Genomic DNA, 17568 nt, shown 5'->3' on the forward strand with positions numbered 1-17568 from the left:
ATCTCCTCCATGGAAATCTGTCGAAATCCTCTCGGCAGGGTGCTTCCGCGGTGCAGCATGTTGCAAACGCAACGCCGCGCAACATGTCAGCCGGGTGCGCGCAACCCCTCCTTGCGAATGCGGCGTAAAACCGTCGACCGGTTGACTCCCAATCGACGTGCAGCACGGGCCATATTCCAGTCGCAGGCGTCCAGAACCGCTTCCAGCGTCTGCTCTTTGTCGCGCGCCACGGTCGCGGCAGGAAGATCCGGCAGATCTATGACCGAGGTTTCCGCCAGCGCGCAGGCCACATCCAGCACATTTCCAAGTTCGGGCAGGTTTCCAGGCCAGTCGCGCGCCAGCAACTCGGCCCGGGCTGAAGGCGTCAGGCGCATCTCATCTCCGAAGCGCCGCCGGAGCAGGCGCTCGAGCAACCAGCCAAGATCCTGTCTCTCGCGCAGGGGAGGGATGTTCAGCACGGATCCCGACAGCCGGAAATACAGCTTAGCAGGGATTCTTTCATGCGACACCAGGTCAGAGGGATCACAGCCGGTGGTGGAGACCGGGCGCAGATCGGGATGTGCATCCAGAAAGCCTGGCAGAACCCGCGCGGTGTCAGGATGTAAATCTTCGATATGACGCAGCAGCAAGGTTCCGGGTCCTGACTGAGCCGCAGGTGACTGGCAGAAATCCTCGGGTCGCGCTCCGGCACAATCCACCGCGGAGAAACCGCCCCGCCGAGAGGCCATGTGAATGGCCCGTGCAAGCTTGGTCTTGCCGCTGCCACTTTCGCCGGAAATCATAAGCGGAACATGCGTCGGCGCGAGCCGCTCCGCTCGCGTCAAAAGGGTTGTCATGGCAGGGTCGCTGCCTGCCAAGGCGGAAAGGACGCCGCCACGCCCATGATTGGATAAGGCGCTTAAGTTTGCTTGCGACCTGCGCGGTGCCTGTGGCGCGATCGCATGGCCAAAGACAGCACCGCCATCCGCCAAGGCCACGACTCTTTCTTCCGTCGGACGGTCGCGCATCAGGTCAGGCAGGTCATCGACACTCAATCCCAGCAGTTCGTCGATCCGCGCGCCAATCAGCTTGCCGCCATGCGCCAGCATCTGTGTGGCGGCGCGAGTGGCTCCGATGATCCGTCCCGACCCATCGAGCGATACCGCCGCTTCCGGGTCCACGTCGAGGAATTCAGGGCTGGATGAGAACCTCAAGACCCATTCGCGGCGGCTGGCTGCCATGAGGTTCGCCATTTCGACGCGTCGCGTCGCCGCCGTCACCAAGGACATGGCAAGGTTTTGACTGCTTTTCGGTGTCGGAGAGCGCAGCAGCGAGATGTCCAGAACCGCTGCCAGTTGCCCTAGGCTGTCGTAGATTGGCGCCGAGGTGCAGGACAGTCTGGTATGCGCGTTGCCAAAGTGGTCGTCCTGATGCACCGTTACCGGCTCACCGGTGACGATGCAGGCTCCGACGCCGCAGGTTCCTGCCAGGTTCTCAGACCAGTTAGAGCCAAGGTAAAGGCCCGCCCTTTGCAATTCATCCACGAACAGGTCGTCGCCGAAAAAGTCGACGCAGACGCCTTTGGCATCGGTGAGCAGCAGCACATAATTTTGGCCCGCCACCTGCCGGAACAGACTTTGAAGACCCGAACGCGCGGCCCCAATCATCCAATCGGCTTGCTCGCGGTGCGCGCGAAACTCGGTATCCGTGACGACGTGAGCCGGATCACTGCGTGTCGGATCCATACCGTAGAGTTCGACACATCGACGCCAAGAGGCATCAACGTAACTGTCTCGGCCAGACGGATGGCCATCCAAAACCTGCTCGATCTCTTCGACGTGATGATGTGCAACCATGAGTTCCTCCGCCCACCCAGGATAGTACAATCAAAAGTGGCTGGCACAATCATGGACCTTGGTCTCAGGCTCTACTCGTCTCACATCAGATTGGTGTGCAGGGTGGGGGCGACAACCGGTAAGCCGACTCCGACGGTTTGCCGCATATCTGCGGGATGACGACGATGGGCGGCGAGCGTCGGGTTCTGAGGGTCGGATTCTGCGAAAAGGCCGATCAAACAGAGTCTTCGCGTGAATAGTCAGGATGTTTGGCGGCAGGGTCGTTCGCGTCGGCTTTAAAATACCGGTCGATAGTCATGTGCATGAACACTGCCTGAAACGCGCAAAGTTAAGGCCAATTGGCAGGTCAATAACTGCTGGCGATCCCTGAAGGACTCGAACCCTCAACCTGCTGATTAGAAGTCAGCTGCTCTATCCAGTTGAGCTAAGGGACCGCTGGCGCCAGTTATGACAGGACGTGGGGAAGGGTCAAGTCGCGGCGGGCAGGTCGAGGCGCATAAAGAGCGACCAGGGGTCTTCGGTGTAGCCTTCGAACGGCGGACATTCGACAAAACCGTAGCTCTCGTAAAGCCGTCTTGCGGCAAGGAAATCGGGTGTGGAGCCGGTTTCCAGGTAGATCGCTGTTGCCTGTTCCGCGCGCGCCCTGTGCAGCAGAAATTCAAGCATCTGGCGTCCGGCGCCGCTGCCGCGGGCCTCGGCCAGGGTGTGCATGGATTTCAACTCACGCCCGCCGCCTGAGAGGGTTTTGAGGGCGCCCATCGCAATCGCCTTGCCTTCGCGCCGCAGCAGAAAGAAGGCCACATCCGGGGCATCAAGCCCGCTGCCGTCAAGCGCGTGGCAGCTCTCTTCAGGGGATTGCGCGGCCATCTGGTCCAGATGACGGCGGATCAGCGACCGGGCCTCGGGCTCTGTCGGGCTGGCGCGGGTGATGGCAATCGTGGCGGGCATTGGGGGTTATCCTCTGGTCGGGCCGTGCCCCGCTTTGGGGCCGGTATCGCTGCCCGCAGGGTCACCAAAAGCCCGTCGCGGCGCAAGCGGTTCTGCGGTGCTGAGGCGACGGGGTGCTCTGCGGTCAGCGCTTTGCCCAAAATTTAGGCAGGTGGCGGTAGGGCGGCTGACTTGCCGCCCCGGTTTGTCAGGGGGTGGCCATTTCAGAGGCGAGGAAGGCTTCGGGGCTGGCGACCTCCTCCAGGCGGCGACCGCGAATCTGCCAGAACCGGTTGCCAACTGCGCGCAGGAAACTGCGGTCGTGGCTCACCAGCAGACAGGCGGCACCATGGGCGACCAGCTCTGCCTCCAGCGCTTCCTGCCCTTCGATATCGAGATGGTTTGTCGGTTCATCCAGCAGATAGAAATTCGGGTGCTTAAGCCGCAGAAGCAACATCGCCAACCGCGCCTTCTGCCCACCCGAGAGGGCTGTAACCGGGGTATCCTGCAAGGCGAATTTAACCCCGGCACCGGCCAGCAGGCTACGCGCTGATTGGTCCCCGACATCTGAGGCCGCCGTGATCAGCGCCAGCGGGGTATCCTCCCCGGACAGCTGGCTGAGGTGCTGATCCGAATAGGCGGGGACAACCGAGGGTGCGCATTTGATATCCGTGCGTGCGCCGATCAGGGCTTGCTGGATCATCCGGACCAATTGCGTCTTGCCAGTGCCATTGGCGCCCAGCAGCACGATGCGGTCGCCGGGGGTGATCCATTTCTGACCTGTGGTGTAAAGTGGCCGTCCGTCCGGCGTATCCACCATGAGGTCCTCCAGTGTAATCAAGGCCTTGGCGTGGGTGCCGCTGTTGCCGAGCCGGATGTCACCTGCGGAGTGTTCGCGGTGGGCGGGTGTCGCTGCAGCCTCCAGCCGGTCAGCGCGATCTGCGAGCTGTTTGGTCTTGGTCAACAGCAGATCGGAGCCGGAGTTGGTGCCTACATTCTTCAGCTTGGCGGCCTGCTGACGCAGCTGTTGAGCTTTCTTCAGGTCGTTGCTGTGGCGGCGCGCCTCGGCGGCGTCATGCTCGTCCAGAGCGGCGCGGGCGGCGGAAAACGGCAGCTGAAACAGCCGCGATCCCTCTGCCCGCAGAAACAGGGTGCGCGTGGTCGTGGCATCCAGAAAGGCGCGGTCATGGGAGGTGATTATCATCGGCAGATCGCGGGGGCGCTGCGACAGCCAGCCTTCCAGAAAGGCGATGCGTTTCAGATCCAGATGGTTGGTCGGCTCATCCAGCAGCAGGAGATCCGGCGTATTGATCCAGGCGGCAGCGAGCATGGCGGTGCGCTGCCAGCCGCCGCTGAGCGTGCCCAGCGGCTGGTGCTGGAAGTCATACGGCACCTGCAGCTCATCCAGCACCACATCGACGCGCCAGCTTTCGTAATCGGCTTGGTCGGCGGGGAGTGCGGCGAGCACCCAGTCGTAGAGCGTGACCGGCAGCGCCTCGGTGGGCAGGCTTTGTGTCACATGGCCGATGCGCAGGCCGCGGGCGCGGGTGATCTCCCCGGTTGTGGGGGGCAATTCATTGGCGAGACAGGCCAGAAGGGTTGATTTCCCGCGCCCATTGGCGGCGACCAGACCGATACGGTCGCCTTTTGAGAGGGTCAGGGAGAGGTCGGAGAACAGAGGGTCGCCAAGGGTGACACCCAGGGCATTGAGATTGATGACAGACATGGAAAACTCAGCTCAAGAGGATAGGGCCGCGGAAGCGGCAATAGGCAGACCAGGTCTGAAACTGTCCTCTGGCCAGCCCTGCAAACGGATTTACAGGGCCAGACGGGGGCCGTGCTGAAGTCGGCGGATGATACGCATGTTCAGCTGATGCCCTCCCATTGTGTGTGTGACCGTTGCCGCAAGGCTAGAAAACTGAGCGGTGCTTGGCAAGGGGGGCGCTGAGGCGTGCTGGATGTGTGATGACGCCTTTACCAATTCTTAGACCCGCATGGAGGATAGTCGCGATCAGGTGCATTTGCCTCAAATAGGGAAGACTAAAAATTGCTTAAAATACAAACGCCGAACCCTGCTCCGCGCTCCTCTCAAACGGCGCGTGCGGATGCCGGGACATTTGTGCAGCTTGCGAAAACGGCCTCCCTTGCGGATGGCGGGGTGCAGACCTCGCAGCTGTTGGCAGAGGCGTTGCAGCTGGACCCACACCACCATGAGGCGCAGATCTTGCAGGAGCGGCTGCATCAGACGTTTGTGCCGCGTTGGCATTTCCCCATGCTGGCAGATCAGGCGCGCAACCGCGCCTATGCCGAGGCCATCGCAATGAAGGTGAGGCCGGGCGATATCGTGCTGGACATCGGCTGCGGCGCGGGGCTGACGGCGATGCTGGCGGCGCGGGCCGGGGCCAAACATGTCTATACCTGCGAACAGCAGCCGCTGATCGCGGCGGCGGCCACGCAGGTGATTGCCGACAACGGTCTGAGCGACCGCATTACGGTTCTTTCGAAGTGGTCGCATGAGATTGTCATCGGTGTCGATATGCCGGAGCAGGCGGATGTGGTGGTCTCTGAAATCGTCGATACGGTGCTGCTGGGGGAGGGCGCACTGGATACGCTGAGCCATGCGATGGCTGTGCTGGCCAAGCCGGGCGCGCGGGCGATCCCTGAAACCGGGACATTGGTGGCCCAGTTGGTTGAGAGTGAGGCGTTGCTGCAGCAGTGGCGGCCGCAGACGGCGGAGGGGTTCGACCTCAGCGCGTTTCATCATCTGGCGCGGGTGGCGCAGATCACGCCGGGAGATTTTGCGGCCTGCGGGCTGCGGCCTCTGGGGCCCGGTACCGATCTGTTTCAGTTTGATTTTACCCGCCCCGATGTGGCCCCGGCACGCAGCAGCGCACGGCTGGGCTGCACTCATGGCGGTGTGGCTCATGCGGTTTTTGTCAGCTTCGAGATGCAGCTGGCACCTGGTATTGCGCTGACAAACGGGCTTACGTCGGATGGGCATTGGGGGCGGACGGCGTTTCTGCTGGATGCGTCGCGGCGGCTGTCGCCGGGCGATGATTTGCAGGTGACAGCGCAGCACGATGCCGCCGCGCTGAGTGTGTCGGTCCATGCTGCAGGGACTGCGGTGGATCGGGCTCAGGTCTGGTTGGAGCCTGCCTGGCGGCTGGAGGGGGAATCGTCTGAGGCGCCCCTTCTGGCGGCGCTGGACTATCCGGGCTGGGCGCCGACGCAGAGCGCATCGGCTGAGGCGCCGGTTCGCGCCTGTTCCTGACCCCTGGCGCGCAGCCTGTGCCAAGGCTGCGCCGACCTGATGGGATCGGCTGCGGTGAACACCCGTTGTGACAGTGGTTACTGCCTATCATGCAAATGATAAGGGGGCGCCTCGCCGGAGGCCGCCCCCTTTTTGTTAGGAGAAGCAATTGCGCCTGCCTGACTATGCTAGTGTGGCGTAGTGGCGTGACGGCGCACTTGACCAGATAACCCAGCGGTGGGGCGTTTTTTTTTGGAACCGCTCCTGCCGTGGCGGACTGGTGTTGTGGGACTGGTGTGAGAAATAGGATACCACGAAAAAGGCGCGCCTGATGGGGCGCGCCTTGTCACTGTGTCGATCGCAAGGGGATCAGAAATCCTCCCATCCGGCGGCGGCCTTTGCTGGGCTGGCGTCAAAGAAATCATCATCACCATGTGCCGAGGGCGCCGGGTTCGCCGCCGCTGTTGGTTCGGCGGTTGCGGTTGGCCGGGCTGGCGCCGGGGCGCTGGGGGCCATGGCCACCACATTGCCTGCTGCCTTGCGGGTTTTGAAAACCGAAACCTGACGGGCCAGTTCATTGGCATCGTTGCGCAGGATCTGGCTGGCTGCGGTTGATTCCTCAACCATGGCGGCATTGTGTTGGGTCACCTGATCCAGTTGGGTGACGCCGGTGTTAATCTCACCCAATGTGGTGGATTGCTCCTGCGCGCCGGTGGCGATGCCGCTAACGTGACCAGAGATGGTGGCGACGCGGTCGATGATCTGCTTCAGCTCCTCGCCAGCGCGACCGACAAGATCCACACCCTCGCCCACGTGGCTGGTGCTTTCGCTGATCAGGGCCTTGATTTCCTGCGCGGCATCCGAGGATCGTTGCGCCAAGGCGCGCACTTCGGATGCGACGACCGCAAAACCACGCCCGGCCTCGCCTGCACGGGCAGCCTCAACACCCGCGTTCAGGGCCAGAAGGTTGGTCTGGAACGAAATGTCGTCGATGACGGAGATGATTTGAGAGATCTTTTCCGATGAGGTCTCGATCTTGGACATGGCATCCACGGCGCGGGTAACGACCTCGCCGCTGTTGACGGCGGTCTCCTTGGCCTCGGATACGATGCCCTCGACCTCACGCGCGCCATCGGCAGCGGATTTTACGCTCACAGTGAGCTGTTCCATCGCGGCGGCGGTCTCTTCCAGCGTGGCGGCTTGGGCTTCGGTACGTTGCGACAGATCCCCGGAGGATTGGCTGATTTCTTCGGCGCTGGCGCGAATGCGCGAAGAGTTTTCGATCACCGCATCGATAATGCCGACCATCTTGTCGACGGTCTTGTTGAAATTCTGGCGCAGACTTTCGTAGTCGGCCGAGAATTCCTCATCAATGGTCTGCGACAGATCCCCTTCGGAGAGGGTTTGAAGCCCATCGTTCAGGCGCTCCACAACCAGTTTCTGTGCGGCTTGGTCCGCACGACGTTGTTCTTCGACAGTGCGGGCCGCTGAGAGTTGAGCTTTTAGCGCTTCAATGTGGCGTGCAATCAGACCGATTTCATCGCCGCGCGTCTGGTGTTCGGTATCGTGGTCATAATCCCCATCGGCAAGACGGTTGATGGCAGTGGCCACATCACCAAGGGGGCGCGACATCATCGATCGCAGAGCAACAACTGAGAGGCCGAGCATGACCAAAAAGGCGCCGCCGGCAGCAAGGAAGGACAGCAGCTGGTTGGGGGCCACTTCGGCAAAGGCCACATCAGGCGACCAGACCATGCCGACAGCGCCCACAACGACAGTGCCTTCGGCCCCCGCTGTTGCGGGTGCGGCGACGAGATAGCCGTTCTCGCTATACTCCATCTGGTTGGTTTCCATCGCTTTTTGCGCGACGAGCGTCAACTCAGCGATTTCGGCTTCTGTCGCGACACCGGTGGAGGCGACGGTCTTGCCCTTGCCGTTGATCGCAATGCCGTGGCTGGCGCGCCCGTTCGAAAGCTCAATCAGCGATTCGAGATCGCTCTCGAGGCGTTCGGTGTCGCCAAAGCGGATGGCGCCGCCGCTACGCGCAGCTACGGTTACGGTGACACCTTCGGCCAGCGTCCGCACGCCGCTATCAACGGCTTCGCCCAGAATTTTCTGGTTTTCCCAGGTTAGAAACAGGGTGACCACAAGGGTGGACACTGCAATGAGCAGACTGCATTTGGCAAAGACAGAGAGCCTGTTCAGGGCCGCACGTGCAGGGTTTCGGAATTTCATTTCAGCACCTTTCAATCACCGTTGCGCGGAACCGGCGCGCGGGCGGTATGTGTGTCGGATCAGAGCCGACAGCCCCCATTGGACAGCCGCGCCATCGGGCTGCCTCGCTTCACGACAGGGGTGACCGGAATCGGACACCCCAGAAAACCATGCCCGATTGGGGGCGGCGACATGGCGAACACAACATGGCATGCCTTTGCACAGGCTCTGATGCCGGTAGTCAGCAAGCGCGAAACTGCGCTGCCCCAATTGAGACAAGAAATGACAGGAAAAGGTGTGGATACTCCGGGGTGCAACTGCAGCCACCGCCCTGTATTGGGCGTGCAGAGCGCAAGTTGGGCCGGGGTTGGTCGGTGCGAGACGGAGCTGCGGATCGTCATGATCCTGGCCGCCATCTGCGCGATAACCAGCTTGAGGTCCGCCCGTCGTTCCAATGTCTGCTCCTTGTTCCTGACATGTGCGTCTGCACATATTCGGCGGGTAGCATAGCCATCAGGACTTACCGGTGAATTAATGGCCCAAGGGGCAACGACCGGTGGATCACCGGGTCGGGTGTTTTGCGCTGTGATATCGGCGTGGGGCGACTGGACCATGCGCAAGGTAATGATTCAGTTGGGGTTTTGCGTCGTGTGGACGGCATGGGGTTCACGTCGTAGACGCCGGGAGGGAGGGGTATTACGTGAGGCCTGATGTAAATTCTCGGGTCGTGGAGTCTCCGTAGAGTAGTATTTTATCTATATTTCATCGTGTTTCGTGTCATTTAAAATTTATCTGGCTTTTTATTTTTCGTTGATTCTCCAGTCTGTTGGGAGAATTCACTGGGTTTGTTTTTACTTTCTGCTGCACGGACGGGTTGAAACCTAACGCCAGACATTTACTAAGGGGCGTGGTGACATTTTTGGGGAACGAATACCAGCAAAGCACCTTGACAGAGGGTTTCGCTGCCACCGGGGGCTCATTTTGCCGCTGACGTAAGGAGACTATTGTTGGATACATATTCCGGATCGCCCAAGACAGAGGCCGTTGAGGCTGCGGACCAGATCGCGCATCAAGGGGTGGAAGACGATCTGAGCGATTTTGAATTTGCCTTGATGCGGACGTTTGAGGGCTTTGCGCGTTGGCAATCAGAATGTCTGGGTCTGGTGTCGGATCTGGCGGCGTCTGGTCCGGAAATCACCTTGTTGAACGTGATCCGCATGAATGACCGGCCCAAGACGATCAAGGAACTGGCCCGAGTCACCAATCGGGATGATGTGCCGAATATTCAGTATTCGCTGCGCAAACTGGCCTCTGCCGGGCTGATCCGCAAGACCGGGTCCGGGCGTGGCGGGGTGACCTATTCGGCGACCGATAACGGGCTTGAGATCACCGCGGCCTATGATGTCCAGCGCCGCAAGCTGCTGCTGCAGGCGCTGGAACAGGTGCCAGGCGTTGAAAACCGAGTGGGCGAGGCAACGCGCGTCCTGAATATCCTGACCGGCATCTATGATGGGATTGCCCGCTCGGCAACGGCGCAGCGGCAAATCTAGGAGCCGCGTAGCGCCGCTCCGTCTGCCGGTTTCCGCTGACGCCTATCGTGATCTCGACAGCGAGCGAGCTTCGGTGCAGGGTGACCTGCGCCCCTGTGTGTTCGGCCTATTGCGTCATTGGTGACGCGCGGGCAGAGATCGGGGCGCCCCGGCAGCAGCAAGGACGTAGAGCGGTGATTGAACTCAAGGATCTGAGGTTGTTGAGCGCCCTGGCGCGCCATCGGCATTTTGCCAAGGCGGCGCAGGACAGCGGCATGTCGCAACCGGCCTTTTCCATGCGGATCCGCAATCTTGAGGACCGTCTTGGCGTGTCGATCGTGCGCCGTGGGAACCGCTTTCAGGGCCTGACCGAAGAAGGCATGATGATCGTACGGCGGGCGCGCAGCATTCTGGACGATGCCAAGGCGTTGGAACAGGAGGTGGCGGCGGCGCGCGGGGAGGTCACCGGCACGTTGGTGTTGGGCGTGGTGCCGACGGCGACGGCGTATGCGGCGCAGCTGGTGGACCGGTTGCATCTGGCCCACCGGCGGGTGCTGGCGCGGGTTGAGGTGCTCAGCTCGCTGGTGATCCAGCAGCGGCTGTTTGATGGCACCATTGATGCGGGCGTCACTTATCACGACAGTCTGGGTCCGGATCAGGTGAGCATTCAACCGCTCTATGAGGAGACATATGTTCTGGTCGCGCCAGCGAATATGGTGGCGGAGCGACCTGCGGGCGCTGAGGGCATCACCTGGGCGGAGGCGGCAGACTTGCCGCTGAGCCTCTTGGAGCCGCAAATGCAGAATCGGCGTATTCTGGACCGGATCTTTGCTGATCAGGGGCTGCGGCCTGAGGTGCGTTCGGAATCCAGCGGGTTCATGGCGGCGATGGTGATGGCGCGGGCGGGATCGGTCGCGACAATTCTGCCGCAGGCGCTTGTCGAGGCGCTGGGTGTGCTGGACGGGACAACGGTGCTGCCGCTGACGGACCCGGCCCCAACCAAACCGATTGCAATGGTGACGCTGGACCGGCAACCTGCGTTGACCACGGTACAGGCTCTGCGAGCGGTGGTTGACGATTTCGTGCAATAAGCGTTCGTTATCGTATCTTCGAAATTTCCGATTTGACGATAGGCTTCTTCAATGGAATGCCGCCTTAACTGGCGACGCGAAGTGGAGGTCATTGTGGCACCTTTGGACAATAGCAAGGGCGTGTGGAAATCTGGCAAAGGCAAGGGGCGCAAAACCCCCAAGGGCCGTCAGCTGGAGGATCAGGCGCATAGCGAGGTTCTGGACCTGATTGGTGACCAGCCGCGCAATCGGGATTTGCTGATCGAATTCCTGCATCTCATTCAGGATAAATATGGCTGTCTCAGTGCGGCCCATATTCGCGCCCTCGCTGAGGAGCTGCGCACCGGGCAGGCGGAAATCTATGAGGTCGCCACCTTCTATGCCCATTTCGATGTGGTGAAGGAAGGTGAAACCCCGCCGCCTGCGTTGACCATTCGCGTCTGTGACTCGCTGTCCTGCGAACTGGCGGGCGCGGAACAGCTGCAAAAGGCACTGGAAGACGGTCTGGATGCAAGCCAGGTCCGCGTGCTGCGCGCGCCCTGCATGGGGCGTTGCGACACCGCGCCGGTGCTGGAGATCGGCCACAACCACATCGACCACGCGACACCCGAGAAGGTGCAGGCGGCGATTGCGGCAGATGACACCCACGCCCATATCCCAGAATATGAGACCTTTGCCGCTTATGAGGCCGAAGGCGGCTATGCTACGCTGAAAGACCTGCGTGCAAATGGCGACTGGGAAGCGGTTCAGGCGAAAGTCAAAGAAGCCGGTCTGCGCGGCTTGGGCGGTGCTGGTTTCCCGTCCGGTACCAAATGGGGCTTTGTCCGTGCCAATGAAGGCCCGCGTTACCTTGCCGTAAATGGCGACGAGGGCGAGCCGGGCACCTTCAAGGATCGTTACTATCTGGAACGCACGCCGCATGTCTTCCTGGAAGGGATGCTGATCGCCGCCTGGGCGGTCGAGGCCGAGAAAGCCTTCATCTATATGCGCGACGAATACCCGGCAGTTCTGGAAATCCTGCGCCGCGAGATCACCGCGCTGGAAGAGGCGGGCATCGTCGAGGCAGGCTACATCGATCTGCGCCGCGGGGCAGGGGCCTATATCTGCGGTGAAGAGAGCGCGATGATCGAATCGATCGAAGGCAAACGCGGCGAGCCGCGCCACCGTCCGCCCTTTGTGGCGCAGGTGGGTATCTTTGGTCGTCCGACGCTGGTTCACAATGTCGAGACGCTCTACTGGGTCTGCAAGGTCAACCGCGAAGGGCCGGAATGCCTGAACTCGGTTGAGAAGAATGGCCGCAAGGGGCTGCGCAGCTACTCGGTGTCGGGGCGGGTGAAGAATCCGGGCGTGCATCTGCTGCCTGCCGGGTCCACCATCACCGACATCATTGAGGCCTGCGGTGGGATGCTGGATGGCCATGCGTTCAAAGCGTATCAGCCGGGCGGCCCATCGTCTGGCCTGCTGCCTGCGTCGATGCATGATATCCCGCTCGATTTTGACACGTTGCAGCCGCATGGCACTTTTGTCGGGTCGGCTGCGGTTGTGGTTCTGTCCGACAAGGACTCGGCCCGCGATGCGGCGCTGAACATGCTGCGCTTCTTTGAGGATGAAAGCTGCGGCCAGTGTACCCCCTGCCGGGTGGGCTGCGAGAAAGCCGTCAAGCTGATGAGCGAGAAGAAATGGGATCAGGGGCTGTTGGAAGAGCTGAGTGCCGCCATGGTCGATACCTCGATCTGCGGCCTAGGACAGGCGGCGCCCAATCCGATCCGTCTGACCATCAAACACTTCCCCGAGGAGGTCTAAGCCATGAGCAATACAGTTACATTCACACTCGATGGCGAACAGGTTACGGCGGACGCAGGTCTGACTATTTGGGAAGTTGCCAATGGCCGTGGTCTGAAGATCCCGCATCTGTGCCATAAGCCGCAGCCGGGCTATCGCCCGGATGGCAACTGCCGCGCCTGCATGGTGGAGATTGAAGGCGAGCGCACGCTGGCGGCCTCTTGTATCCGCGAACCTGCCGAGGGCATGGTTGTCACGACCAATAACGCGCGCGCGGAAGGTGCCCGCAAGATGGTGATGGAACTCTTGGTGGCCGACCAGCCCAAGCAGGAAGAGGCGCGCGATAAGTCCTCGCATCTGTGGGATATGGCAGAGCTGAACGGGGTTTCAGAGTCGCGCTTTCCGAAGTTGGAAAAGGACCGTATCCCGCTCTTGGACGACAGCCATGTGGCGATGAAGGTCAATCTGGACGCCTGTATCTCCTGTAACCTCTGCGTGCGCGCCTGCCGTGAAGTGCAGGTCAACGATGTGATCGGCATGGCTGGTCGCGGCCATGATGCCTATCCGGTGTTTGATATCGCGGACCCGATGGGTCAGTCCTCCTGCGTGGCTTGCGGGGAATGCGTGCAGGCCTGCCCGACTGGGGCGCTGATGCCTGCGACCGTTATGGATGACAATCAGGTCGGCGACAGCAAGGATTATGACAGCGAGACCGAAAGCGTCTGCCCGTTCTGCGGTGTCGGCTGCAAGGTGTCGCTGAAAGTGAAGGACGGCAAGGTCAAGCATGTTGAGGGCATCAACGGCCCGGCAAACGAAGGCCGCCTGTGTGTGAAGGGTCGTTTCGGCTTTGACTACATCCATCACCCACACCGGCTGACCAAGCCGCTGATCCGCCGCGATGATGCGCCTGCCAAAGGCCTGAACGTCGATCCCGGCAACCTCTCGACCCATTTCCGCGAAGCGACCTGGGAAGAGGCGATGGATCTGGCGGGCAAGGAGTTGATGCGCTTGCGGGATGAAGACCCGAAATCTGTCGCAGGTTTCGGCTCGGCGAAATGCACCAATGAGGAAGCCTATCTCTTCCAGAAGTTCATCCGTCAGGGCTTCAAGCACAACAACGTCGATCATTGCACCCGTCTGTGTCACGCGTCCTCTGTTGCGGCGCTGATCGAAAACGTCGGCTCCGGCGCTGTGACCGCAACCTTCAACGAGATTGAGAACGCCGATGTGGCGATCGTGATCGGCTCCAACCCGATCGAGAACCACCCGGTGGCGGCGACCTATTTCAAGCAGTTCACCAAACGCGGCGGCAAGCTGATTGTGATGGATCCGCGCGGCGTCGGTTTGCGCCGCTTTGCCACCGAAATGGTGCAGTTCCGCCCCGGTGCCGACGTGTCGATGCTCAACGCGATCATGAATGTGATCGTCGAGGAAGAGCTCTATGACAGCCAGTACATCCATCGCTGGACCGAGAACTGGGAGGCCGAGAAAGAGCACCTGAAGCAGTTCACACCTGAGAAGATGTCGGAAATCTGCGGCATCAGCCCGGATCAGCTGCGCCGTGTTGCGCGGATCTTTGCAGGGGGGAACGCGGGTCTGATTTTCTGGGGCATGGGCATCTCCCAGCATATCCACGGGACGGATAATTCGCGCTGTCTGATTTCGCTGGCGCTGATGACCGGTAACGTGGGCAAGCCGGGCGCCGGTCTGCACCCGCTGCGCGGCCAGAACAACGTGCAGGGCGCGTCCGACGCGGGCCTCATTCCGATGTTCCTGCCGGATTACCAGACCGTGACCTCGGATGATGTGCGCAAATCCTTCACCGACGTCTGGGGCGGCGGCGACTTCTCGAACGAGAAGGGCCTGACCGTGACCGAGATTGTCGATCAGGCTTATGCGGGCAATATCAAGGGCATGTACATCCAGGGAGAAAACCCGGCGATGTCGGACCCGGATGCCGATCATGCGCGCGATGCCTTTGCCAAGCTGGAGCTGATGATCGTTCAGGATATCTTCCTGACTGAGACGGCGAACTATGCCGACATCATCCTGCCGGCCTCGGCGCTCTATGAAAAGAACGGTACTGTGTCGAACACCAACCGGCAGGTGCAGCGTGTTCGTCCCGCAGTGGCCCCTCCGGGGGAGGCGCGCGAGGACTGGAAGGTGACGGTTGAACTGGCGCGGCGCATCGGGCTGCCCTGGGATTATAAGGATGTCAGCGAAGTCTTTAACGAGATGAAGCTGAACATGAACTCCCTCAACAACATCACCTGGGAGCGTCTGGAGACCGAGACCATCACCTATCCGTCGCTGCATGAGACCGACCCCGGTCAGGCGATTGTGTTCGGCGATGGCTTCCCGCGTCCAGAGGGGCGCGCTCGCTTCACCCCGGCATCGGTGATCCCACCAGATGAGGCGCCGGATGCGGAGTATCCGATGATTATGACCACGGGCCGCCAGTTGGAGCACTGGCACACCGGGTCGATGACACGCCGGTCATTGGTTCTGGATGCGGTGGAGCCGGAGGCGAACTGCTCGCTCAACCCGTGCACGCTGAAGCTGATGGGGGTTGAACCGGGTGAAATGGTGCGCCTGTCAACCCGCCGTGGGTCGATCGAGATCATGGCGCGGGCTGACCGGGCCATTGCCGAGGACATGGTGTTTGTGCCCTTTGCCTATGTGGAGGCTGCCGCCAACATCCTGACCAACCCGGCGCTGGACCCCTATGGCAAGATCCCCGAGTTCAAATTCTCGGCGGTGAAAATCGAGAAGATCGAAGGGCAGATCGCAGCCGAGTGACCCGGTAGATCTGACTGAGACAACAGAGCGGGCGCGGAGCCAAGAGTTCCGCGCCCGTTTTTTCTCGTAGCGCCGGGCTGGCGCCCGGCGCGGGCCTGTCCCGTCGCTGTGTTGAAACCAAGAGAGGAGCAAGTGGGGCGCATGAGATGCGGTCAGAATGCCGGTCTATCTGGGGCGGGGTGATCTTGATCTGGTGCCGCTGCCCGGGCTTGCGCCGCAGGACTATGCGCGGATCTGGGGGCTAAGCCATCAGGATCTGCTGCAATCGGCCAAGGTCCGTCACTTCAAACGCGGGCTGAAACGGTTCTTTCGCAGTCGCCAGCGAGGGTTCACCTCCTGTGATGCGGAAAGCACGCCTTAAAATGGGGCAGGCTGTGGCGATGTTGCCTGGTGTCGTCGATGACTCACAACGGAGTCGGAAATTGACCTGACACATATGTCCAGAGTTGTGATCATACTGGGGAATCTGAAGCCAAACAAACGGTTGTCTTGTCGCCACAGGAGCCTGCCATGTCCAACGACCCGCTCTTACAGCCCTATCAGCTGAAGCATCTCACCCTGCGCAACCGGATCATGACCACCAGTCACGAACCAGCCTACCCGGAAGAGGGCATGCCCAAGGAACGCTATGCGGCCTACCACGCGGAACGGGCCAAGGCGGGTGTGGCGCTGGCGATGACGGCGGGCTCTGCGGCGGTATCGCGGGACAGCCCGCCGGTGTTCAACAATATCCTGGCCTATAAGGATGAGGTGGTGCCCTGGATCCGCAATCTGACCGATCAGCTGCATGAGCATGGCTGTGCAGCGATGATCCAGCTGACCCATCTGGGGCGACGCACCGGCTGGGACAAGGGGGATTGGCTGCCTTCGATCAGCTCCTCGCGCCACCGCGAACCTGCGCACCGGGCCTTCCCGAAGCTGGCGGAGGATTGGGATATCACCCGCGTCATTGCAGATTTCGCCGATGCGGCAGAGCGGATGAAGGCCGGTGGCATGGATGGGATCGAACTCCAGGTTTACGGCCATCTGCTGGACCAGTTCTGGTCTCCGCTGACCAATGATCTGGACGGGCCTTACGGTGGCCAGACGCTCGAGAGCCGGATGGCGCTGCCGATGGCGGTGCTGACGGCGGTGCGTGACCGGGTCGGCAGTGATTTTATTGTCGGGCTACGGTATACGGCGGATGAGGCGCAGACGGGCGGGATCACCCCTGAGGAGGGGCTGGAGATCTCCAAACGTCTGGCCGCCAGTGGGATGGTCGATTTCCTCAATGTGATCCGTGGCCGCATTCACACGGATCCGGCAATGACCGATGTGATCCCGGTGCAGGGCATGCGCTCAGCACCGCATCTGGATTTTGCCGGTGAGGTTAAAAAAGCCACGGGTCTGCCCACTTTTCATGCCGCTCGGATCCCCGATGTGGCCACCGCACGTCATGCCATTTCGGACGGTCTTCTGGACATGGTGGGCATGACGCGTGCTCATATGGCCGATCCGCATATTGTGCATAAGATCACCGAGGGGCGCGAGGATGATATCCGCCCCTGTGTAGGCGCGACCTATTGTCTGGACCGGATCTATCAGGCCGGGGAGGCGCTGTGTATTCACAACGCCGCAACCGGGCGCGAGTTGACGATGCCGCATGTGATCCCTCGGGCTGAGGCCCGTAAGCAGGTGGTGGTGGTCGGCGCAGGCCCCGGCGGTCTGGAGGCCGCACGGGTTGCGGCAGAACGCGGCCATGCGGTCACAGTCTTTGAGGCGGCGCCCGATCCCGGCGGGCAGGTCCGGCTCACCGCGCAAAACCAGCGCCGCCGCGAGATGATGGGCATCATCGACTGGCGCATGGCGCAATGTGCCGCACGGGATGTGCAGTTCCGCTTCAACACCTGGGCGGAGGTGGAGGACGTGACCGCTCTCTCTCCTGATGTTGTGATCATTGCAACCGGCGGGCTGCCCAATATGCAGCTGTTTGAGGCGGGCGAGGAGGCAGCGCATGTTGTCTCGGCCTGGGATATTATCTCGGGGGATGTGACGCCCGGTGGGTCGGTCCTCATATATGACGAAAGCGGTGATCACCCGGCGCTTCAGGCGGCGGAGGTCGCGGCCATGGCCGGGGCAACGGTTGAGGTTATGACGCCAGACCGTGTCTTTGCCCCGAATGT

11 protein-coding genes and 1 tRNA gene (1 of these 12 only partly in view) are annotated in these 17568 nt (G+C 61.3%); 7 read left to right on the plus strand and 5 right to left on the minus strand.

Translation table 11 applies throughout. From position 1 onward, the window contains the following. Positions 1 to 86 precede the first annotated feature (86 nt). The 4 genes from GAL_RS04125 to GAL_RS04140 all read right to left on the minus strand — a co-directional run bounded on the left by GAL_RS04125 (position 87) and on the right by GAL_RS04140 (position 4488). Entirely contained in the window at positions 87 to 1835 is a 1749-nt protein-coding gene (locus GAL_RS04125) for a sigma-54-dependent Fis family transcriptional regulator (RefSeq protein WP_024096332.1), read from the minus strand. Between the two features lie 357 nt (positions 1836 to 2192). Further along, positions 2193 to 2269 (minus strand) — tRNA-Arg (locus GAL_RS04130). A 34-nt stretch (positions 2270 to 2303) separates the two neighbouring features. Beyond that, the gene (locus tag GAL_RS04135) at positions 2304 to 2783 is read right to left on the minus strand and encodes a GNAT family N-acetyltransferase (protein WP_024096333.1); all 480 of its coding nucleotides are present in this window, start codon (positions 2781 to 2783) and stop codon (positions 2304 to 2306) included. Between the two features lie 187 nt (positions 2784 to 2970). After that, positions 2971 to 4488 (minus strand): ABC-F family ATP-binding cassette domain-containing protein, encoded by a 1518-nt coding sequence (locus GAL_RS04140; RefSeq protein WP_024096334.1) that lies wholly within the window; start codon positions 4486 to 4488, stop codon positions 2971 to 2973. A 321-nt stretch (positions 4489 to 4809) separates the two neighbouring features. Here GAL_RS04140 and GAL_RS04145 point away from each other — a divergent pair, with 321 nt between their 5' ends. Beyond that, positions 4810 to 6033, plus strand: coding sequence for a 50S ribosomal protein L11 methyltransferase (locus GAL_RS04145; RefSeq protein WP_024096335.1), 1224 nt, complete (start codon positions 4810 to 4812; stop codon positions 6031 to 6033). 348 nt (positions 6034 to 6381) lie between these two features. Here GAL_RS04145 and GAL_RS04150 read toward each other — a convergent pair whose 3' ends face one another. Further along, on the minus strand, positions 6382 to 8247 hold the full coding sequence (locus tag GAL_RS04150) for a methyl-accepting chemotaxis protein (protein ID WP_024096336.1): 1866 nt from the start codon (positions 8245 to 8247) through the stop codon (positions 6382 to 6384). A 986-nt stretch (positions 8248 to 9233) separates the two neighbouring features. On the opposite strand from GAL_RS04150, the gene GAL_RS04155 reads away from it, so the two are divergent. The 6 genes from GAL_RS04155 to GAL_RS04180 form a co-directional block, all read left to right on the plus strand. Further along, a complete protein-coding gene (locus GAL_RS04155) occupies positions 9234 to 9776 on the plus strand; it encodes a winged helix DNA-binding protein (protein WP_024096338.1) in 543 nt (180 codons plus the stop codon). Between the two features lie 173 nt (positions 9777 to 9949). Further along, positions 9950 to 10846: a LysR family transcriptional regulator gene (locus GAL_RS04160; protein ID WP_024096339.1), complete on the plus strand. Its 897-nt coding sequence runs from the start codon at positions 9950 to 9952 to the stop codon at positions 10844 to 10846. A gap of 51 nt (positions 10847 to 10897) precedes the next feature. After that, entirely contained in the window at positions 10898 to 12628 is a 1731-nt protein-coding gene (locus GAL_RS04165) for an NAD(P)H-dependent oxidoreductase subunit E (RefSeq protein ID WP_024096340.1), read from the plus strand. A gap of 3 nt (positions 12629 to 12631) precedes the next feature. Next, the gene (gene fdhF / locus GAL_RS04170; RefSeq protein ID WP_024096341.1) at positions 12632 to 15406 is read left to right on the plus strand and encodes a formate dehydrogenase subunit alpha; all 2775 of its coding nucleotides are present in this window, start codon (positions 12632 to 12634) and stop codon (positions 15404 to 15406) included. Positions 15407 to 15563: 157 nt separating this feature from the next. Continuing rightward, a complete protein-coding gene (locus GAL_RS04175) occupies positions 15564 to 15767 on the plus strand; it encodes a hypothetical protein (RefSeq protein WP_024096342.1) in 204 nt (67 codons plus the stop codon). Between the two features lie 149 nt (positions 15768 to 15916). Then, positions 15917 to 17568 carry the 5' portion of an oxidoreductase gene (locus GAL_RS04180; RefSeq protein WP_024096343.1) on the plus strand. It continues 400 nt past the right edge of the window, so 1652 of the gene's 2052 nt are visible here — the first part of the coding sequence; it begins with the start codon at positions 15917 to 15919; its stop codon lies beyond the right edge, outside the window.

Origin of the sequence: Phaeobacter gallaeciensis DSM 26640, assembly GCF_000511385.1 — a bacterium.
Taxonomy (GTDB): Bacteria; Pseudomonadota; Alphaproteobacteria; order Rhodobacterales; family Rhodobacteraceae; genus Phaeobacter; species Phaeobacter gallaeciensis.

Bases quoted from the DNA above. Each gene is read 5' to 3' on its own strand.
- GAL_RS04125 (WP_024096332.1), bottom strand. From the start codon at position 1,835: ATGGTTGCACATCATCACGTCGAAGAGATCGAGCAGGTTTTGGATGGC.
- GAL_RS04135 (WP_024096333.1), bottom strand. From the start codon at position 2,783: ATGCCCGCCACGATTGCCATCACCCGCGCCAGCCCGACAGAGCCCGAG.
- GAL_RS04140 (WP_024096334.1), bottom strand. From the start codon at position 4,488: ATGTCTGTCATCAATCTCAATGCCCTGGGTGTCACCCTTGGCGACCCT.
- GAL_RS04150 (WP_024096336.1), bottom strand. From the start codon at position 8,247: ATGAAATTCCGAAACCCTGCACGTGCGGCCCTGAACAGGCTCTCTGTC.
- GAL_RS04165 (WP_024096340.1), top strand. From the start codon at position 10,898: ATGGAATGCCGCCTTAACTGGCGACGCGAAGTGGAGGTCATTGTGGCA.
- fdhF (WP_024096341.1), top strand. From the start codon at position 12,632: ATGAGCAATACAGTTACATTCACACTCGATGGCGAACAGGTTACGGCG.
- GAL_RS04175 (WP_024096342.1), top strand. From the start codon at position 15,564: ATGCCGGTCTATCTGGGGCGGGGTGATCTTGATCTGGTGCCGCTGCCC.